Here is an 18,583-nt window from a genome sequence, read left to right on the forward strand (position 1 = left end):
ACCCACGTGGGGCTGGCCCTGGCCTCCATCTCCTGGGTCGCGGGACCGGTCCTGGTGGCGTTCGGGGTGCACAGCTCGATCTGGGGCGGGGTGACCGTGACCCTGCGCCAGCGCGCGGTCCCCGAGGAACTCCGCGGCCGGGTGCAGGGCGTGTTCCGGATGTTCTCGATCGGTGGCAGCGCTCTCGGTGCGCTGGTCGGTGGGCCGGTCGCCGGCTGGCTCGGGCTCGCCGGGCCCTTCTGGCTGTCCGCCGTGGCGATGGCGGTGCTGACCGCGGTCGCCTGGCGACCGTTCGGGCGGCGGCTCAGCTACGGCGTTCCACCACACCGCGGACGAACGCGGCCTGGCCGGCGTGCTGGAGGTCGTCGCTGAGCACGCTGACCAGTCGTACGGCCAGCGTCACCGGCGGGTCCCAGGCCTCGTCCACCACGCGCGAAAGGTCGTCGTCGCCGAGCCCGCTGACGTAGGCGATCGTCGCCTGGTGAACGGCGTCGTAGTAACCCGTCAGCAGGTCGGCCGAGTCGACCCGCACCTGCGCAACCTCCTTCGGGCTGTGGCCGTACCCCGTGGCCGACGGCTCGAAGGGCAGGTCGAAGCGCTCGAACCAGCTGTCGGCCGTCCAGACCTGTTCGGTTCCCGCGACGTCGGCGATGTGGTCGTCCTGCACCCGGGTCAGGTGCCAGACCAGCCAGGCGATCGAGTTCGCCTCGCTGTCCACGCGGTACGCCAACTGCTCCGCGGACAGGCCCTCCACGGCCTGGTGAACCGTCTCGCGGACCCGGTCGAACGCGTCCACCAGCAATTCCGAACTGGACATCCGGTCACTCCTCCTGTCGTCGGTCTGGTTCGTCCCCTTCTGTCGTGCTCCGGAACCGGCCCGGCAAACCCCGGGGGCGCCAGGACGTGCCGCAGTCGCTGCACCGCCGCTCCGGCCGCGCTCGCCGTACCCGCCCGCGCCGGCCCGCCAACGCTGAGGAACGGCGGGATGTGGCCACGCGGGGGCGGGGCCGGGCGGTGGTCCCGATGGAACAATCGGTCGACGGTGCACTCGCAACCGTCCACGGAGGACACGTGAACGACCAGGACCGTTACCTGTTCGACCTGCAGGGCTACCTCACGATTCCCGACGCCATCCCGGCCGACCTGCTGCAACGCCTGAACGCCCAGCTCGACGAGATGGCCGAGCGGGAGGCCGAGCCGGACATGCGTACCCACAGGTTCGGTGATCTGCTGGGACGCGACGCGGCGTTCCGGACCCTCATGGACCTGCCGCCGGTGGTGGACGTGCTCGACGACGTGCTCGGGTCCGACTTCCGCCTCGACCACACCTACGCCGACATCATCCGGTCCGGAGACGGCCCGATCGGCACGGTCCTGCACGGCGGTGCGGTGCCGTTCCGTGCGTCGGAGTACTACACCGTCACCCCCGACGGCCGGATCCGCAGCGGTCTGGTCGCGGTGGGCTTCAACCTCAAGGACGTCGGGCCAGACGACGGCGGCTTCGCCTGCGTGCCCGGCAGCCACAAGAGCGCGTTCCCGTTCCCGAACGACTGGAAGCAGCTCGCCAACCAGCACCCCTGCGTACGCCGGGTCACCGGGCCGGCCGGTACGGCCGTCGTCTTCACCGAGGCGCTCGTGCACGGGACGCTGCCCTGGCGCGGGGCGGACGAGCGGCGGACGGCGTTCTACAAGTACAGCCCGGCGGCGGTGTCGTGGTCTGCGGGCTACTACGACGCCGACGACTACCCCGACCTCACCGAGCGGCAGCGCGCGATGTTGGAGGCGCCGAACGCGCGGTACGGCGGGCGGCTGAAGGCCCGGGCCTGAGCTTTCGCCGGACTGGTTCCCGTCCTCAGACCGCGGCGGTTTGAGGACGGGAACTGGCCGGAATGACTCCTAGGTTGTTGGTGTGGGTGGCGGCGCTCCCGCCGTACCCCCGTCCTGACCACAGGCTCAGCCGAAGGGAAGTCGTTCCATGGACTGGAAGCTCGAACTCGTCGCCGTCCCGGTGTCCGACGTCGACAAGGCCAAGGCGTTCTACGTCGACCAGGTCGGTTTCGACGCCGACCACGACCACGAGGTCAGCGAGGAGATCCGGTTCGTCCAGCTCACCCCGCCGGGGTCGGCATGCTCGATCGCTCTCGGCCGCGGGGTCACCGAGGCCGAGCCCGGCTCGGTCGAGGGGCTGCAACTCGTGGTGTCCGACATCCACGCCGCGCACGCGGAGCTCAGCGGGCGCGGCGTGGACGTCAGCGAGGTGCAGGAGTTCCCCTGGGGCTCGTTCGTCTTCTTCGCCGACCCCGACGGCAACCGGTGGGCGGTCCAGCAACCCCCCAACCGCGGTTAGGGCCAGGGCACGCCCTGGACCCTCGGGTGCAGGACGAGCATGGTGTCCGCGCCGCGCTGGAACTCGTACGCCACCCGCCGGAGCTCTGCCGGCACTCCGTCCGCGGCGACCGTGCGGACGAGATCGTCGACCAGGCCGTCGAGCCGGCCGCCGGCCTGGTCGACCAGCGGGAAGACCCGCACCTGCCCGCGGGCGACCCGGCGTAGCTCCCGCAACGCGGCGAGATGGAAGTCGCGGTCGAGCCGGTCGGCGTAGGTGAACAGGAAGTGCGAGGAGAGAACCAGGTCGAACGCCTCGTCGGCGAACGGCAGGTTCGGTAGCGCCGCTGCCCGGTAGCGCTCGGGGTGGGCGGTGATGTCGGCGGCGAACAGCCGCGCGGACTCGGCGCGGCCGCGGGTCAGCGTCTCCGGGTCGCGGTGAAATCCCCACTCGTACCTGCTGGTGCGGGCCGTCACCCACGCGCTGCCGCGCTCGAGCTCGGCTTGGACCCGGGCGGCGACCTCGGCCGGAGGGTCGGCATACGCCGGGTCCGCCGCCATCGCGTCGGCGCCCCTTCTCGCCGCGGTCGCGGTGAAGCTCGCCCCACCTCCGGGGCAGTCCAGGACCGAGCCCCGCAGGTCGTCCGGGCCGAGGTCGAAGAACGCGGCGTACTCCGCGAAGGACCGGGCGCTGACGAGGTACTCCCCGATGCTGTCGTTCACGGGGCCCAAGCATGGCGGGAGCGCGGGCGTCGCGGCATCGTCCCCGACGGGGATATCGAGGCCCGGGTCCTTCCCTCGGCCGGTCTGATATACCGTACGGGGGTAGGGTGACCGCTCGAGAGTGAGGGAAACGGATGAACACCACCACCAGACTGGGGATCTTCGCCGGCTGCCTGGTGATCGCGTTCGGCGCCGCCTACGGTGCCGGGCGGGTGGTCGGCCCACTCGCGTCGGAGGAGGCCTCTGTTCCCGCGGCCCACGCGACGTCGCCGAAGCCGACGTCGAATCCGATGGAGGGCATGTCGCCGGGTCACGATTCGGCGGCCGACGGGCCGAACGGTGAGGAGGATGCGACCGGACACGACGACGCGGCCGAGGGGGACGGCGCGGCGGAAGGCCACGGCGGTGCGGGTGGGCACGAAGGCATGTCGGACGCCCAGGAGGCCGAGGTCCCGGGCGGACTGATGGTCAGCGAGCACGGCTACACCGTCCAGCGAGTGTCGCCGGATCCGGCGGTGGGCCGGGACGGGGAGTTCGCGTTCCGCATCGTCGACGGCCACGGCCGGCCGATCACGGCGTTCGACAAGGTGCACGACAAGCGGCTGCACCTGATCGTCGTACGACGTGACCTGGCGTTGTTCCGGCACGTTCACCCGGCGATGGGCGCGGACGGTGTGTGGCGGATCCGGCTGCCGTTCACCGCTGCCGGTACCTACCGTGCCTTCGCCGACTTCACCCCGACCGGCGGTGAGGCGACCACCCTGGGCATCGACGTCCCGGTGGCCGGTGGGTACGAGCCGCGCGCGCTGCCGCCGGTGCGGTCCGTGGCGCGGGTGGACGGTTACGAGGTGACGTTGAGCGGCGACCCGCGGGCCGGGAAGTCCAGCTTGCTGACGCTCACCGTCAGGCGCGGCGGCCGCGAGGTCACCGACCTGCAGCCCTACCTCGGCGCGTACGGACACCTGGTGGCGCTGCGGGCCGGCGATCTGGCGTACCTGCACGTGCATCCCGACGGCGAGCCCGGCGACGGGAAGACGACCGCCGGACCGCGGGTGGCGTTCCACACCGAAGTGCCGAGCGCGGGGGCGTACCGCCTCTACCTCGACTTCCGGCACGGAGGCCGCGTGCACACGGCGGAGTTCACCGTCCGGGCGCGCTGAGTCGCGGGACCCGTCGGGCCAGGTGTGCCGTCCGGGCTCGAAGCACGCGCCAGGCGAGGCCGGGACGCAGCAGCTGGTCCGGTGGGTCGAGCAGGTGCGTGACCCGTACGAACTGCCGCGCCACCTGGTCGTCGATCGCACCGGCCGCCTGCACCTGGCGCGTGTAGGCGCTGGTCAGCCGGGTCGACAATGTTCGCCGATCCCTGAACTGCGGAAGGGCGAGGTCCGCCCCGACCCCGAGGTCCCACGGGTCGTCGACGGCTCGGGAGGCGGCCCGGAAGAAGCGGAGGGTGAGGCCGGGCAGGCCCTGCGCCAGGGAGTTTCGCAACGTCGACGCCTGCATCGCGGCGAGAGTCATGCCCTGGCCGTAGATGGGGTTGAAACTGCACAGCGCATCTCCGGTGACCAGCAAACCGTCGGGCAGGTTGGGCAGCTCCTCGTAGTGCCGGCGTACGGAGGACTGGTAGCGGTAGGTGGCGATCTCGCCGAGCGGCTCGGCGCGCCGGATCGCGGACAGCACGTCCGGCGGTGACACCGATGCGGCGAACTCGACGAAGCCGTCGTGGTCGGCCGGTGGATGGTGCCTCCCCTCGAAACCGGCGAGCGTGACGATGTGCTGCCCGCCCTCGACCTCGAGCAGTGCCAGTCCTCGCGGCCGGTCGGGGACCGGGCCGACGGCGATCGCCTTCTCGCGTTCGGCGTAGTCACGAGGAAGGCGCATGAGCCGGCTGGCGTACCCGACGCTCACCACGAACTCCTCCTCCCGCGGGCGAGGAAGGCCGAGTACCTGCAACCACACGGGAGTACGACCGGCCCTCCCGGTGGCGTCGACGACGAGATCCGCCGCCAGGGTCTCCTCGGTGCTCGCGTCTCGTCCGCGTACGACGCGAACGCCGGTGACGCGGCGGCGGTCGTCGGCGATACTCAGCCCCACCACGTCACGCCCGCCGGCCGGCGTGAGCCCCGGCAGCGTGAGGACCCGATCCCGTAGGTGGCTCTCCAGGAACGGACGGGTGCTCTGCAGCATGGTCGCGCCGATCGGGACCTGCCGGAGCGTGTGGCCCCCGGCGCAGAACCTGAAGTCGGCCAGGGGATGGGAGACGACCGCGCCGTCGGCGACGAGCTCACCCGTGATGCCCGGGAACAGGTCCTCGATGATCTCTCCTCCCCGCGCGAGGAGAACATGGGCGTGCCGTCCCTGTGGCACACCGCGGCGTGGTGCCGCGTCGCCATGGATGGGGTCGCGGTCGAGGAGGGTCACACGTTCGTACGCCTCCGTCAGAACCCGGGCCGCCAGCAGACCGGACATCCCGGCGCCGAGAACCAGTGCGTGCTCACCGATCTGCTGCATCAGGTCTCCTCCGTACGGTGTCGAGATCTTGATCATGCGCCGGTCTGTGCGGTCCGGCCTCCCTCAGGGCCGGAGGATTCTCTGCTGTCGATCCACCCACTCCGGGGGGACGTATTCGGGGTGGCCTTGGGCGCCCATGCGGACTTGCCATCCTTTGTGGTGGACGGTGACGTGGTGGTAGCGGCACAGGAGTACGCCGTTGTTCAGGTCTGTCGGGCCGCCGTTGTCCCAGGCGGTCATGTGGTGGGTTATGCAGCGTGGTTCGGGGATGTTGCAGCCGGGGAAGTGGCAGTGGCTGCCGTCGCGGATGGCCAGCGCTCGCCGCTGGTGTTCTTTGAAGAAGCGGTCGGAGCGGCCGAGGTCGAGGACGTGCCCGTCGCCTGCGAGGACGACGGGGATGAGGTCGGCCTCGCACGCCAGCCGTCGCACGGTGGCGGCGGAGATGGGTTTGCCGTCGCTGCCGAGGTAGCGGGCTGATCCGCCGCCTCCGCATTTCGGGCACCCGTCGTGCGGGTCGATGGCAGCCTCCGGCCCGGCCGCACCGGGTTCGGTGTTCGGCTGTGGGGGTTGGCCGGGTTCCCGCGGTGGTGGTATCCCGTCCGTCGGGGATCCGGTGTCGGGTGATGGCCGTTTCGGCTTACCTGCTTGGGATCCCGGGCCTTCGTCTTGGCCTGCCGCCTCCTGCGACGTCGGTTCGCCCGCGGCACCGGTCTGCGCGGCGTGCTTGGCGGTCCTGGTGGTGTTGGTCTTGGCGGCGGTTCCGTATTTGGGGTCGGTGCAGGGGCAGGTGCAGGGTCTGGGGCGGATGGGGGTGGCGGTGTCGTCGATGGTTCCCGCACCTGTGCCTTTGAGGAGGGTGTCGATGGGGATGGTGACCGTGACCTGGGGTGGTCTGCCGCCGCGGACGGGTGCGGTGGAGGCGGCGGCGAGCAGGCCGAGCGCCTCGGCGAACGCGTCCCCGCGCCGCTGCTGGATCGAACGCAGATCCGGCTCCGGTCCTTTGTTGGGTTCGGCGAGGGGTTCGATGATCTTGCGGAGCAGTTCCATCTCCCACACCGGCAGCGTGATCCGCACCGACTCCGACTGGGGGATCCCGTTGGGGACGTAGCGAAGGGAGCGTTTCTGTTCGGCCTTGCGGTCCTTACGCTCCAGTTCCTCTCCCAGCAGCCGCTCGGCCTCTTCGGGGGCGATCCGTTCCAGCAGGGACTCGCCCAGCCTTCGGAGCTCGTCGGGGTTGTGGGTCCGGGCGGCCTCGATCAGGAACTCCTCACCCCGGTCACGTTCATCGGCACCGACGTATTCGGGGAGTTTCTTGATCGCCTCGGCGATCACACCGGCCTGCCGGGCCGACACCACCCCCGCCGCCAGCGCCTCACCGGTCAGCCGGGCCTCCTTGTCCAGGACCCGGGCGAGCCCCACGGTGGCGGACGCTTCGCTTTGTGCGTACCGCTGCGCGGTGCGCAGGTAGACCGTGGCGTTCGGCGAGCCGGTCAGCTTCCCGATGTCACAGGCTTCGCCCTGGCGGACCAGGGCCAACTCCAGTGCTTCGAAGCGGGCCTTCTTCGCCCGCGCCCTGGCGAGCACCAACCCGCACTCCTCCGCAGTCAACGAGCCCTTCGAAACCACCCACGCCTCATCCAGGAACGGGTCCACCGAGTCGAGCGCAGCAAGGATCCGATCGGCGGCACCGCCACCGGTCCAGGCACCCCACTCACTCGAAGACATGATCGAATGCTACCGGCCACCACCGACAAGAGAGCCGTTGTCCACAGCCGAGATTCCTCAACGTACACAGGAGTTTCGTGCCGACAGCGCGCCAGGGAGATACGGCGACCGTAGGGTCCCTGGGGCCAGGCTGAGGTCAGTGTTCCGGACCGGCGAGGAGCGCGTGCAGGTCGGGAAGCAGGATGCGGTCCGCCTCGAGCCAGTTCAGGTCGTTGAGGTCGGCGGCGGGAATCCAGCGCAGCGCCCGGTGCTCGCGCGCGACCGGTTCGGCACCCGGATCGGTGAGGGTCGCGGCGTGAATGTGCAGCACGAGGTCTCCGCCCGGCAGCGGAACGTCCGCTCCGATCCGGTCGTGCACGGCCACGTCGACACCGAGTTCCTCCTGGCACTCGCGTACGACCGCGGCGGCCTCGGACTCGCCCGGCTCCACCCGGCCCCCCGGGAGTTCCCAGCGACCGGCGGCCGCCTCGGGGTAGGCGCGCTGCTGGGCGAGCAGAAGGCCGTCGCGCACGATGGCGGCGCCGACGACGACGGTGAGTCCCGACACGGCGAGCACCCTATCGGCGACGCCTGGGCTCTGGCTGACCTGCGACGCCGAGCTGGGAAGGCTTACGGGTGTCATAGGCCCCACAAGCCTCCCCCTCGCCGCGATCTCGGGTCAGCGGAGACTCTGGACACGTGACTAAATGGTCACCTATCTTTGGGGCGTGACGGAGGACGAGGTGTTCAAGGCGCTCGCCGACCCGACGCGTCGTTTCCTGCTCGACCTGCTCTTCACGCGTGACGGCCGCACGCTCACCGAGCTGGAGTCGGAGTTGGAGATGACGCGCTTCGGGGTGATGAAGCATCTGCGGATCCTGGAGGCCGCGAACCTCGTCGTCACCCGGCGGTCCGGTCGGGAGAAGTTGCACTTCCTCAATCCCGTACCCATCCGGCTGATCCACGACCGGTGGATCGACAAGTACACCGAGCGCCAGGTCGCCGCGCTCGCCGACCTCAAAGCGCAGCTCGAGAACCCCACGGACGGCAAGCCCGCGGGCGAAGAACCCACAGACAAGGAAGAACGTCCATGACGAACACGACGACCGACGCGACGACCACCACCCAGGTCTACCGGGTCTACATCAAGGCGACTCCGGAGGCGATCTGGGACGCGATCACCAAGCCGGAGTGGACCGAACGCTACGGCTACACCGGGCTCGTGGAGTACGACCTTCGCCCCGGCGGTGCCTACAAGGTGCGGCCCACCGCGGAGTTCCGGGCCGGCGCCGAGGCGAACGGCCATCCCGTCCCGGACGTGATCATCGACGGCGAGGTGCAGGAGGCCGACCCGCCGCGCCGGCTGGTGACGACGTTCCGGATGCTGATGGACCCCTCGCTGGCCAAGGAGCCGGTCACCCGGGTCACCCACGAGATCAAGGAGATCGGCGACGGAGTGTGCCGGCTGACCCTCATCCACGAACTCGACGGCGCGCCCGGCCTCGCCTCCCTGGTGGGCGGCCGGCTCGAGGACCACGGCGCCGGTGGGGGACACGCCTGGGTGCTCAGCGAGCTGAAGAGTCTGCTGGAGACGGGGAAGTCGTTCGCCGAAGGGCGGTGACCACCTCCGGCCGACCTGGGGTGCGGTGGACGCGTGCATCACGGACGCGTCCACCGCACCCGTTCGAAAAGCCGGGCATCCTGGGAGGCTGAAGCGCAACGACAGCAACGACAGCAACGACGGGAGCGACGTGAACGCCGGCAACGACGGTGGCGCCACGTGCGGTCGGCTCGAGAACGGAGTGGCGCGTGACCGCGACCGGACGAAGTGCGGCAACGGAATCCAACCCCGGCGAAGCGAACAGCAGCGACTCGACCAGAGGGAGCGGTGACGGCGCCCGGCCGGAGACTGGTCCGGACGGTACGGAAAACGACACCGAACCCGGCGAGGATCCCGCGGATCGGCGGCCCGGCTGGATCCGTGCACGGCCACTTGCGGCCACCAGGGCGAGCTACGCCGCGTTGTACGCGGTGGACGGCGCGATGCTGCCGTTCTTCTCGGTGTTCCTCGCGTTCGTGCACGGGCTGGACACCGCCCAGATCGGCGTGGTGCTGGCGGTGTCCAGCGCGGCGGCGGTGATCGCGCCGCCGGTGCTCACGGTGACGGCCGACCGCTACGGCCGGGCGGAGACGCTGTTCGTGTTCGTCCTGGCGGCGTCGGCGATCGCGCTGTCGGTGTTCGCGTTCGTCGGTGGGTACTGGTGGGTGGTGTTCGTGTACGCCGCGTTCAGCCTGGCGCGCGAACCCACCCGGCCACTTCTGGACGGCATCTTCTTCGCCTCCCAGCGCCACATCCGGGCACTGGCCGCGGTGAGCTACCACCAGGTGCGCATCTGGGGAACCGTCGGCTACATGGTGCCCGGCGTGTTGCTGTACTTCGTGCTCACCGACCGGCACTCGCTGTGGGTGCTGCCGCTGGTGGCTGCCGGCCTCGCGATCCTCGGTGTCGCCGTGGCGGCGATGCTGCCGACGGGGCCGCTGGCCGGCGCACCGGGCGCGCGGATCGGAAACCCGGCGCGCGAGGAGTCCGGTGAACCCGAGCCACCTCGCGAAACCGTGACGCTGGCCGGAGTGGCGCGGGCCGCGGGCGCGCTGCTCCGGGTGCCGAGCACCGCGGTGTTCGTGGTCGCGATGTTCTGGTTGCAGGTGGCGGTCACGGCGTACTCCACCTTCTATCCGCTGATGGCCACCGAGGTGGTCGGCCTGTCACCGCGCTGGCTCGGGCTGGTCACCAACCTCGGCGTCCTGGTCGAGATCGCCTACATGGCCGCGTTCGGCTGGCTGGTGCGCCGACTGGGCTGGCGTCGGCTGATGGTGCTCGGTGCGGCGACGGCCACGGTCCGGGTGGCACTGCTCGCGGCGTTCCCCACCATCGGTGTCGTCGTCGGTACGCAGGTCGCGCACGGCATGATCATCATCGTGTCGATGGTCGCCGGGCGGGTGATCCTGGACCGGCGCGCACCGGACGCCATCCGGCACACCACGCAGGGGCTGTACGCGATGCTCGTCCTCGGCGGCGGCCGGATCGTCGGCAGCGCGTTCGGCGGGCTGGTCGCGAGCCACGACCTGTCGCGGGTGTTCTGGGCAGCCGCGCTGGCGGCGCTGGTGGCCATGCTCGGGCTCGCCTGGAGTCTGCGGGATGAACGCCCGGTCGCGGCCGACGGCTCGTCCTTGTAAGTTCCCAGCAGGGCAGCGACAACTCGACGGGCACGAGGCGATGAGCCGAGAGGGTGGTGCGAGAGTGCCGCAAGGGGTGGACGTCAGACAGGGCGGAACAGCTACGCAGGGCGAAGCCGGCAAGGTCGAGGTCAGCGGCGAGGTCGACGGGCGTGGTCGGGAGATCCTGACCGACGAGGCCCTCGCGTTCGTCGCCGAACTCCAGACCCGCTTCGGCCCGCGCCGGGAGGAGTTGCTGGCGCTGCGGTCCGAACGCCGCGCGCAGGTGGCCCGGACCGGCCGACTGGACTTCCTGCGCGAGACCAGGCACATCCGGGACGAGCCGTCGTGGCGGGTCAACCTCGCACCGCGCGACCTGGTCGACCGGCGGGTGGAAATCACCGGGCCGACCGATCCGAAGATGGCCGTCAACGCGCTCAACTCCGGTGCCCAGGCCTGGCTCGCCGACCTCGAGGACGCCAACACCCCGCACTGGCACAACGTCGTGACCGGGCAGGTCGTCCTGGCCGACGCGGTACGCCGCCGGCTCGCGTACACCTCACCGGACGGCAAGGACTACCGCCTGGGTGACGGCCGGCTGGCGACCATCGTCGTCCGCCCGCGCGGCTGGCACCTGACTGAGCGGCACGTGACCGTCGACGGCCGACCGGTCGCCGCCGCGCTCCTCGACTTCGGGCTGTACTTCTTCCACAACGCCCACGAACTCCTCGGCCGCGGCAGCGGTCCGTACTTCTATCTCCCCAAGCTGGAAAGCCACCTCGAGGCACGGTTGTGGGCGGAGGTCTTCGCCTACGCCGAGCAACGGCTGGGCATCCGGCGCGGCCGGGTCCGGGCCACCGTGCTGATCGAGACGATCCCGGCAGCGTTCGAGATGGAGGAGATCCTCTACGAGCTGCGGCACTACGCGGCGGGCCTGAACGCCGGTCGCTGGGACTACCTGTTCAGCATCATCAAGTACTTCCGCGACGCCGGGCCCGACTTCGTTCTGCCGGACCGCAACGCGGTGACGATGACCGCGCCGTTCATGCGCGCCTACACCGACCTCCTGGTGCGCACCTGTCACAAGCGCGGCGCGTTCGCCATCGGCGGCATGGCGGCGTTCGTGCCCAGCCGGCGTGACCCGGCGGTGAACGAGACGGCGTTCGAACGCGTGAAGGCCGACAAGGAACGCGAGGCCAGGGACGGTTTCGACGGGTCCTGGGTGGCGCACCCGGACCTGGTGCCGCTGTGCAACGAGATGTTCGACGTACGCCTGGGTGCCCACCGCAACCAGCTGTCCCAGCTGCGGGAGGACGTCCACGTCACCGCCGAGGACCTGCTCGACCTCGCCTCCACCCAGGGCGCGGTCACCCTTCGCGGCCTGCGCAACAACGTCGCGGTGGCACTGCGCTACCTGACCGCCTGGCTCGGCGGCACCGGCGCGGTGGCGATCTTCAACCTGATGGAGGACGCCGCGACCGCTGAGATCGCGCGTTCCCAGCTGTGGCAGTGGATTCACAACCGCACCGAGCTGGACACCGGGGAGAAGGTGACGCCGGAGCTGGTGGGTGAGGTGGTGGCCGAGGAGTACGAACGACTGCGCATCGGGGCCGGCACCGAGGCCGGCACCGGCGCCGGTGACCACCTGGACGCCGCCAGGAAGCTGCTCGAACGCGTCGTGCTCGGCGAGGAGTTCGCCGACTTCCTCACCGTCCCCGCGTACGACCTGATCTGAAATCCCGACCCACGAAGGCGGAACACCCCCCATGCGCGTCGTCGTCATCGGCTCCAGCGGCCACATCGGCTCCTACCTCGTACCCGCCCTGGTCGACGCCGGGCACGACGTCGTGGCGGTCAGCCGCGGGCAGAGCACTCCCTACCGTCGCGCGTCGGTGTGGCAGCGGGTGGAACAGGTGGTGGCCGACCGGCACGCCGAGGACGCGGCCGGTACGTTCGGCAAGCGGATCGCCGACCTGAACGCCGACGTGGTGATCGACCTGATCTGCTTCGAACCGTCGGCGGCCCGGCAGTTGGCCGAGGCGCTGCGTGACCGGGTTCAGCACCTGCTGCACTGCGGCACGGTCTGGGTGCACGGCCCGAGTGTCGAGGTGCCCACGACCGAGAGCACCCCGCGCCGTCCGTTCGGCGACTACGGGGTGAAGAAGGCCGAGATCGAGGCGTACCTGCTGAGTGAGGCCCGGCTGGGCCGGATCCCGGCGACCGTGCTGCACCCCGGGCACATCGTCGGACCGGGCTGGCGGCCGATCAACCCGGCCGGCCACCTCGACCTGGAGGTGTTCGCCGACCTCGCCGCCGGCCGGGAGGTGGCGTTGCCCAACTTCGGCCTGGAGACCCTGCACCACGTGCACGCCGACGACGTGGCGCGGTCCTTCGTGGCGGCGCTGGAACACCGCAACCCGTCCGTGGGTGAGGCCTTCCACGTCGTCTCCCCGGCCGCGGTGACGTTGCGGGGTTACGCGGAGGCGGTGGCCGGGTGGTACGGCCGGGAGGCCGACCTGCGTTTCGCGCCGTACGACGAGTGGAAGACCAGCGTCTCGGCCGACGCCGCCCAGGCCACCTGGGACCACATCGCGCACAGCCCGAACTGCTCGGTCGCCAAGGCCGCCGCCCTACTGGACTGGCAGCCGCGGCACACCTCGCTGGAGGCGGTGTACGAGGCGCTGTCCTGGCTCGGCGCGCGCGGTGAGGTTCCGTCACCCGAGTAGCGGAACGCCTTGAATGCAAGGCGAATCGCAGCCACCGCGCGGAGCGCGTGCGTCAGTGCCGGGGCGAGCGCGGCGGCCGGGGCGCTGCCCGGTGCCAGCTCTCGGCGTGCCGGGCCGCACGGTCGCGCAGGCTCATCACGTCCGCCAGCCGTAGGCACGCCTGCTCGATCTCGACGTAGGTGTGGTTGCGTTCGGCGACCATCGCCGCGAGCAACAGTGCCGTCAGCGCGGCCGAGCCGACGAACGCCTGCAAGGTGACCATCGTCGCCAGCAACGAGTCGCCGGCGAACGGACCGGAACCGTCCTCCGCGGCCACTATCACCACCAGGGCCGAGACGAGGACACACGGAGCGGCGCCCGCCAACTGGAACCGCCAGGCGGCCCAGAACAGGAACGGGAAAACGAGGAACAGAAGGTCGAACGGGCTGACGGTGCCCACCGCGGCGATCGCGAACGTGCCGCCGACCAGCAGCCCCGCCTCCACCGCCCGGCGCGCGCTGACCCTCCCTGACAACCTGAGGTTGCGTGCCACCAGCAGGACCGGCGCGACGACGAGCACGCCCATGGCGTTGCTGCTCCACGAGATGATCCAGGTGATCCACCAGTCGTGCGGTGGGATGACATGCGCGCCGACGAGTACACCGGTGGTGATGGTGGCGGTCACGGTCATCGACGCGAACGCGCCCAGGAACACCAGCGCCAGCGCGTCGCGTAACCGGTCACACGCGAGCCGGAAACCTGTCCGGCGCAGCAGGTGGGCGGCGCACAGGGGAGCGAGCGTACTGCCGGCCGCGATCGCCACAGCCGCCGGAAGAGTCAGGCCGATGGACAGGTGGATGAGCAGGGAGCCGACCGCGATGCCCGGCCAGATCCGGTCGCCGAGCAGCAGGATCGCCACCAGGGCGACACCGGTCGCCGGCCACAGGGGAGTCAGCTGGCGGCTGAGCAGTTGATCACGCAGGCCCAGCCAGGCGCCGGCGTAGTAGAAGAACGCGACGGCGAGGATGGTGAGCGCGGCGACGCAGAGCCGTCGAGCGGTGAGCCCAGACACAATGGCCAGAGTACGCGCCTCACCTGGGTGCACGACCCGCCGCGGATCCGTGCCGGACTTTGACCGATCCGGCTGCTGATGCCCGGTTACCCCTCTATTCCAAGGAGTTCTTCCCATCTCACGTCCACCTGACAAGCGGGGGTTGACAGCGGGCCGAACGCCGGGCGGTGCGGGCCGGAGGACACCAATGACCGCCCACCACGCGTGCGGGCGGCCGCCTCACGTGGCCCGGGTGGCCGGCCCGGGATGATCAGGCAGTCGACGGGAATGTGTGTGCCTGGGTAAAGGAGCGGCAAGCCGGGCGGGCGACGGTGACGCAGAAACGTCCGGGTGGTCGGCCGGCGGTGGCCGCGTACCGCAGGGGTGCGGGCAGGAAGAGCCGGGGCAGGGAAGAGCATGGTGGACGGGGCGGTCGACATCCGTGCGCCCGGAACCATTCGGGGCGGCGCGGGCGATCCGTGTCCCCGTCTTCTGGCGCGCACCCGGTCCGGTCTCCGCCGGCTTCGGGGCCGGCCATGAGCAGCGTCTCCCCGCCCGCCTCGGGCCAGGTCGCCCGGCTGGTCGCCGGTCACCGCGGGCTGGACGGGATCCGGCGGGCGGTCACCGACCCGTTCGCGTACGGAGCGGAACCACTGCTGGCCCACTGCCTGCCGCGCGGGTCCAGGCTGGTCGCTCCACGGCTGTTGCGCACCAGGTACGCGCCCGGACGCGAGCTCGCCGCGTACTACGCGTTCGCGCCGGGCCGCAACCAGTCCAGCCCGCGCCACCTCGCGCTCACCTGGTCGACCCAGCCCGCCGACCTCGCGGCCACCGCCGTACTGGAACGAGAGGCCGAGGTCCGCGGCCTGGTGGAACCGTTCGAACGCCTGGTCGCGGCGTCGGCGGACGGCTGCCTGACCCTGGTCATCGCACCGATCGACCCGGCGTTCCCCCGACTGGTACGCCACTACGAGTCCGGGTACGTGACGGCGACGGCGGCGAGCCTGGCGGGCGTGCGGACGGGGGCGGACCGAGAGGTGCGCGCACTGCGGTACCGCCCCGGCAGCAGGCACGTCCTGCGGGTGCGCACCAGCGCAGAGGACAGCGCCATCGTCAAGCTCTACCGCGACGACACCGGCGCCCGGACCGTCGCGGTGGCCGCAGCGATGGACGCGCTGCTCCCGGCCGCCGTGCCCGGGGTCCGGCCGGCCCGGTCGCTCGGCTACGTCCCGGCCGACCGGGCGGCGTGGTGGTCGGAGGAACCGGGTGAGGCCCTGTGGCGGCGGCTGCCCGACGTGGAGGCGGGCCCGTTGCTGCGGACCGTCGGACGGGCGCTTCGGGTACTGCACGACACCGACCCGTCGGCGTTCACCTCCTCGCTGCCGCCGGCGTACGTCACCTCCGCCGCGAGCTCGGCCCCGGAGTCCTTCGCGCACCTCCCCGCACGCGGGACGGACGCCGAACTCGCCGCGACCACCCGGGCGGCCGAGCACATCCAGGGCCTGCTGCCCCGGGTGGGTGGCCGGCTGCGCGACGTCGTGGCCCGCATCGGGGACGGCCTGGCCGCGCGGCCGGCGGAGTCGCCGACGCTGACCCACGGCGACCTCACCTGCGACAACCTGCTGACTACCTCGGACCAGGTGCGGCTGATCGACCTCGACCGGACCGGGTTCGCCGAACCCGCGCTCGACCTCGGGAAGTTCGTCGCCGACCTGTGGTGGTGGTGCGCCGAACTCGGCCTGCCCGCGGGGCCGGCGGTGACGGCGTTCGTCGACGGGTACGGCGACTGCGGCCGCGACCGGCTCGCCCGCGCGCACGGTCTGGCCGTGCTGTTCCATCTCTCCCTGGCCGCGCGCCGGGTGCCGGTGCACCATCCGGAGTGGGCGCACCAGGTGGCGCGGGCGGTCCGACAGGCCGAGGACGCCGTGGCCGGTGGCGGCAAGATGTCCGGCGGCGGGACTGCAACCGCCACCCCTCGGGTGCCACGTCAGCGCGGTCCGAGCGCCGACGAGGCCGGGGGGCCGCGGTGACCGCCCGCGGTGCGGAGCCGTCCGCGACGGGGCCGGCCGGGCTCGGGCCGGCCGGGCTCGACCCGGCGCTGCCGTTGCTGGCCGAGACGATGGCCACGGCACGCGGTACGCCGGGCTGGACCCTGCACGACGCGTCCTGGACGCCCGGACACCGCTGCGTGCTCACCTATCGCGTGCCAGCCGGATCCGCGAACTCCCCGGCCGACCCGATCGCCGCGGACGCCCCGAACTCCCCGAACTCCCCGGCCGACCAGAACTTCCCGGCCTCTTCGGCCGGGGAAAGCACGTTCGTGGTGTGGGAGGTGACGCCGCTCGGCGCGGATCGCCGCGACTTCCGCGCCGACCCGGACCTGCCCGGACTCGCCCGGGCCGCCGACCCCGGCGTGGTGAGCGACCTGCTGTCGACCCGCCTGGAGACCGGCCCCGGGCTCTCGTGCGTGGTGGAGCCGGTGCGCTACCGGCCCGGTCGGCAGGGCGTGCTGCGCTACCGGCTGACCACCGGGTCCGGCGAGCCGCGGATCCTGTACGCCCGGGTGGGTGCCGCCGCCGCCGACCCGTCGGCGCAGGAGGTGCCGGCGGCGCTGGCCGACGTGCCGGACCGCCCGCTGCTGCCCGCACTGGTGGCCCGATGGCCGGAGTACGCCGCACTGGTGCACGAGGCCGCCGGCGGGCGACCCCTGTCCGTCGTACTCCGCGACGACGGTGTTCCCGCCCGGGTGAGGGTACGGCTGGCGTACCGGCTCGGAACCCTGCTGGCCCGGGTGCACCTGCACTCCACGCACGCTCCCACCCGGTCCGGCACCGACGTCCTGCGGGACGTCACGAGGTCGCTGCCCGCCGCGGAGCACGCAGACCCGGACGTGGCCCGGCGCCTCGCGAGCGTTCTGGACCGGCTCGGTGCCTGGGTACCCGCGAGCGGTCACCCGGTCCTCGGCGCCGGCGACCTCGCGCCCGGCCTCGTCCTCGCCGACCGCAACCGGCTGACCCTGCTGGACCTGCCCGGTCCGGCTCGCACTGCGGCCGAGGCCGACCTGGGCAGCGTGCTGGCGCGGGTGTTGTGGCAGTGGCTCGGCCACCCCGACCAGCGGCCGGTGCTGGAGACGGCCGGCCGTGCGGTCGTCGCGGGGTACGAGCGGCGCGCCGGCCGGGTCGATCCGGAGGCGCTGGTGTGGTGGCGGAGCCTGCGGCTGGCGGCGTTCGCGCTCGGCCGCTACACCCGGCTGGACACCGCGAGCTGGAGCCGGATGGCGGGGCTGACCGACTGCCTGGACCGGCTGGTCTCGGCGCTACCCACCCGCGTCGCCGCGCCGCTGGCCGCGCACCTGCTGGACCGGCGGGCGGTCGACCAGGCGCTTCGGCCGTACCTTGCGAGGGTCGCCGCCGAGCCGGCCGCGGTGGAGGTGACCGCGGCCCGGCTGGTCCACCACCTTCCCGGCCGCCGCACAGTCGTGCGCTACACCGTGCGCGGGCTGGTGCCCGGGGGCGGCCCGGCCGAGGTGGTGGGCAAGCTGTTCGCCCAGCCGTTCCGCGCTGTGCTCGCCGAGACCAACCTGCGGGCGCTCGCCGACGGGCCGTTCAAGACCGGGCCGCTGCGGGTGCCCGAACCCCTGCCGGCACCGGTCGAGCGCGGCCTGGTCCTCTACCGGCACTGCGCCGGGACGCCGCTGAACCAGTTGGACGGGGAGGCCGCAGTCGCGGGAGTACGCGCCGCGGCCCGCTGGCTGGCCCGGCTGCACGGCTGCGACGTCGTACTGCCGCACCGGCTCGACTTCGCGGCCGAGACCGCCCGCTGCCGGCGGTGGGCCGGGGTGCTCGCCGACCTCGAGCCGGACCTGCACGCACTCGCCTGGCGGCTCGCCGACACCTGGGCGCTCGCGGCGGAGACCGCGCAGTCGGGTGCGGCCGGCGGCGACGTGCCGGCACACCTGCCGAGTCACGCGCCGATCCACCGGGATTTCCACGCAGCACACGTGCTGGTGGGGGAGTCGGTGACCGTGCTGGACCTGGACGACGCCCTGATGGGTGACCCGGCGTTCGACGTGGCGCACTTCTGCGCCTGTCTCGAGGCCGGCGCCGACCCGGCCCGGGCGGCCGCGCTGCGCCGGGCGTTCCTGCACGAGTACGCCGCCGCGGCCAGCCGCCCCTACGCCGGCCGCACCGCGTTGTTCGGCGCGTACGCCTGGCTGCGCATCGCCCGGAACCTCGCCCTCGGAAACGGGCCGCTGCCGCCCACCGGCGGGCGGGGACGCGTCCGTGCGGCGGCCCGGGCCCTGCAGCGCGGCCTGGCCTGCCTGGACGGCTGAGCGCGCTGGACACGC

Annotated in this window: 17 protein-coding genes; 11 read left to right on the forward strand and 6 right to left on the reverse strand. The window is 72.0% G+C overall.

Annotated features, from left to right (window positions below; genetic code table 11):
- The first annotated feature begins 6 nt into the window (after window positions 1–6).
- A complete protein-coding gene (locus ABZV93_RS06965; RefSeq protein WP_354931680.1) occupies window positions 7–372 on the forward strand; it encodes a hypothetical protein in 366 nt (121 codons plus the stop codon).
- On the opposite strand, the gene ABZV93_RS06970 is transcribed toward ABZV93_RS06965, so the two are convergent.
- Window positions 305–817: a DinB family protein gene (locus tag ABZV93_RS06970; RefSeq protein ID WP_354931683.1), complete on the reverse strand. Its 513-nt coding sequence runs from the start codon at window positions 815–817 to the stop codon at window positions 305–307. The two genes, ABZV93_RS06965 and ABZV93_RS06970, sit on opposite strands and share 68 nt — an antisense overlap.
- Window positions 818–1,071: 254 nt before the next feature.
- On the opposite strand from ABZV93_RS06970, the gene ABZV93_RS06975 reads away from it, so the two are divergent.
- A complete protein-coding gene (locus ABZV93_RS06975) occupies window positions 1,072–1,827 on the forward strand; it encodes a phytanoyl-CoA dioxygenase family protein (protein ID WP_354931686.1) in 756 nt (251 codons plus the stop codon).
- Between the two features lie 148 nt (window positions 1,828–1,975).
- On the forward strand, window positions 1,976–2,347 hold the full coding sequence (locus ABZV93_RS06980; protein ID WP_354931689.1) for a glyoxalase superfamily protein: 372 nt from the start codon (window positions 1,976–1,978) through the stop codon (window positions 2,345–2,347).
- Here the strand turns inward: ABZV93_RS06980 and ABZV93_RS06985 are convergent.
- Window positions 2,344–3,048 (reverse strand): methyltransferase domain-containing protein, encoded by a 705-nt coding sequence (locus tag ABZV93_RS06985; RefSeq protein WP_354931692.1) that lies wholly within the window; start codon window positions 3,046–3,048, stop codon window positions 2,344–2,346. The two genes, ABZV93_RS06980 and ABZV93_RS06985, sit on opposite strands and share 4 nt — an antisense overlap.
- Window positions 3,049–3,182: 134 nt before the next feature.
- On the opposite strand from ABZV93_RS06985, the gene ABZV93_RS06990 reads away from it, so the two are divergent.
- Complete coding sequence (locus ABZV93_RS06990) at window positions 3,183–4,208, forward strand: hypothetical protein (RefSeq protein WP_354931695.1); 1,026 nt, start codon at window positions 3,183–3,185, stop codon at window positions 4,206–4,208.
- Here ABZV93_RS06990 and ABZV93_RS06995 read toward each other — a convergent pair.
- The 3 genes from ABZV93_RS06995 to ABZV93_RS07005 form a co-directional block, all read right to left on the reverse strand.
- Window positions 4,189–5,559, reverse strand: coding sequence for an FAD-dependent monooxygenase (locus tag ABZV93_RS06995; protein WP_354931698.1), 1,371 nt, complete (start codon window positions 5,557–5,559; stop codon window positions 4,189–4,191). The genes ABZV93_RS06990 and ABZV93_RS06995 overlap by 20 nt on opposite strands.
- Window positions 5,560–5,622: 63 nt before the next feature.
- The gene (locus ABZV93_RS07000) at window positions 5,623–7,284 is read right to left on the reverse strand and encodes a DUF222 domain-containing protein (protein ID WP_354931701.1); all 1,662 of its coding nucleotides are present in this window, start codon (window positions 7,282–7,284) and stop codon (window positions 5,623–5,625) included.
- A gap of 136 nt (window positions 7,285–7,420) precedes the next feature.
- Window positions 7,421–7,831, reverse strand: a complete 411-nt coding sequence (locus tag ABZV93_RS07005; RefSeq protein WP_354931704.1) for a (deoxy)nucleoside triphosphate pyrophosphohydrolase — start codon at window positions 7,829–7,831, stop codon at window positions 7,421–7,423.
- 160 nt (window positions 7,832–7,991) lie between these two features.
- On the opposite strand from ABZV93_RS07005, the gene ABZV93_RS07010 reads away from it, so the two are divergent.
- The 5 genes from ABZV93_RS07010 to ABZV93_RS07030 all read left to right on the forward strand — a co-directional run bounded on the left by ABZV93_RS07010 (window position 7,992) and on the right by ABZV93_RS07030 (window position 13,205).
- Window positions 7,992–8,357 carry a metalloregulator ArsR/SmtB family transcription factor gene (locus ABZV93_RS07010; protein WP_354931707.1) on the forward strand — a complete coding sequence of 122 codons (366 nt, stop codon included), beginning with the start codon at window positions 7,992–7,994 and terminating at the stop codon, window positions 8,355–8,357.
- A complete protein-coding gene (locus ABZV93_RS07015; protein WP_354931710.1) occupies window positions 8,354–8,884 on the forward strand; it encodes an SRPBCC domain-containing protein in 531 nt (176 codons plus the stop codon). The genes ABZV93_RS07010 and ABZV93_RS07015 overlap by 4 nt, the downstream gene beginning before the upstream one ends.
- 188 nt (window positions 8,885–9,072) lie before the next feature.
- Entirely contained in the window at window positions 9,073–10,500 is a 1,428-nt protein-coding gene (locus ABZV93_RS07020; RefSeq protein ID WP_354931713.1) for an MFS transporter, read from the forward strand.
- Between the two features lie 76 nt (window positions 10,501–10,576).
- On the forward strand, window positions 10,577–12,214 hold the full coding sequence (gene aceB, locus ABZV93_RS07025) for a malate synthase A (RefSeq protein ID WP_354931716.1): 1,638 nt from the start codon (window positions 10,577–10,579) through the stop codon (window positions 12,212–12,214).
- Window positions 12,215–12,245: 31 nt separating this feature from the next.
- Window positions 12,246–13,205, forward strand: coding sequence for an NAD-dependent epimerase/dehydratase family protein (locus ABZV93_RS07030; RefSeq protein WP_354931719.1), 960 nt, complete (start codon window positions 12,246–12,248; stop codon window positions 13,203–13,205).
- Between the two features lie 52 nt (window positions 13,206–13,257).
- Here the strand turns inward: ABZV93_RS07030 and ABZV93_RS07035 are convergent, their stop codons facing one another.
- Entirely contained in the window at window positions 13,258–14,256 is a 999-nt protein-coding gene (locus tag ABZV93_RS07035; protein WP_354931722.1) for an MASE1 domain-containing protein, read from the reverse strand.
- 515 nt (window positions 14,257–14,771) lie between these two features.
- On the opposite strand from ABZV93_RS07035, the gene ABZV93_RS07040 reads away from it, so the two are divergent.
- Both ABZV93_RS07040 and ABZV93_RS07045 read left to right on the forward strand, forming a co-directional pair.
- Entirely contained in the window at window positions 14,772–16,265 is a 1,494-nt protein-coding gene (locus ABZV93_RS07040) for an aminoglycoside phosphotransferase family protein (RefSeq protein ID WP_354931725.1), read from the forward strand.
- Window positions 16,262–18,568, forward strand: a complete 2,307-nt coding sequence (locus ABZV93_RS07045) for an aminoglycoside phosphotransferase family protein (RefSeq protein WP_354931728.1) — start codon at window positions 16,262–16,264, stop codon at window positions 18,566–18,568. Before ABZV93_RS07040 ends, ABZV93_RS07045 begins: the two co-directional genes overlap by 4 nt.
- Window positions 18,569–18,583: the final 15 nt, after the last annotated feature.

The organism is Actinopolymorpha sp. NPDC004070 (genome assembly GCF_040610475.1).
Taxonomy (GTDB): Bacteria; Actinomycetota; Actinomycetes; order Propionibacteriales; family Actinopolymorphaceae; genus Actinopolymorpha.

Coding starts and splice junctions, on each gene's coding strand:
- ABZV93_RS07000 (WP_354931701.1), bottom strand. CDS start 7,284: ATGTCTTCGAGTGAGTGGGGTGCCTGGACCGGTGGCGGTGCCGCCGAT.
- ABZV93_RS07015 (WP_354931710.1), top strand. CDS start 8,354: ATGACGAACACGACGACCGACGCGACGACCACCACCCAGGTCTACCGG.
- ABZV93_RS06990 (WP_354931695.1), top strand. CDS start 3,183: ATGAACACCACCACCAGACTGGGGATCTTCGCCGGCTGCCTGGTGATC.
- ABZV93_RS07030 (WP_354931719.1), top strand. CDS start 12,246: ATGCGCGTCGTCGTCATCGGCTCCAGCGGCCACATCGGCTCCTACCTC.
- ABZV93_RS06970 (WP_354931683.1), bottom strand. CDS start 817: ATGTCCAGTTCGGAATTGCTGGTGGACGCGTTCGACCGGGTCCGCGAG.
- ABZV93_RS06995 (WP_354931698.1), bottom strand. CDS start 5,559: ATGCAGCAGATCGGTGAGCACGCACTGGTTCTCGGCGCCGGGATGTCC.
- ABZV93_RS06980 (WP_354931689.1), top strand. CDS start 1,976: ATGGACTGGAAGCTCGAACTCGTCGCCGTCCCGGTGTCCGACGTCGAC.
- ABZV93_RS07040 (WP_354931725.1), top strand. CDS start 14,772: ATGAGCAGCGTCTCCCCGCCCGCCTCGGGCCAGGTCGCCCGGCTGGTC.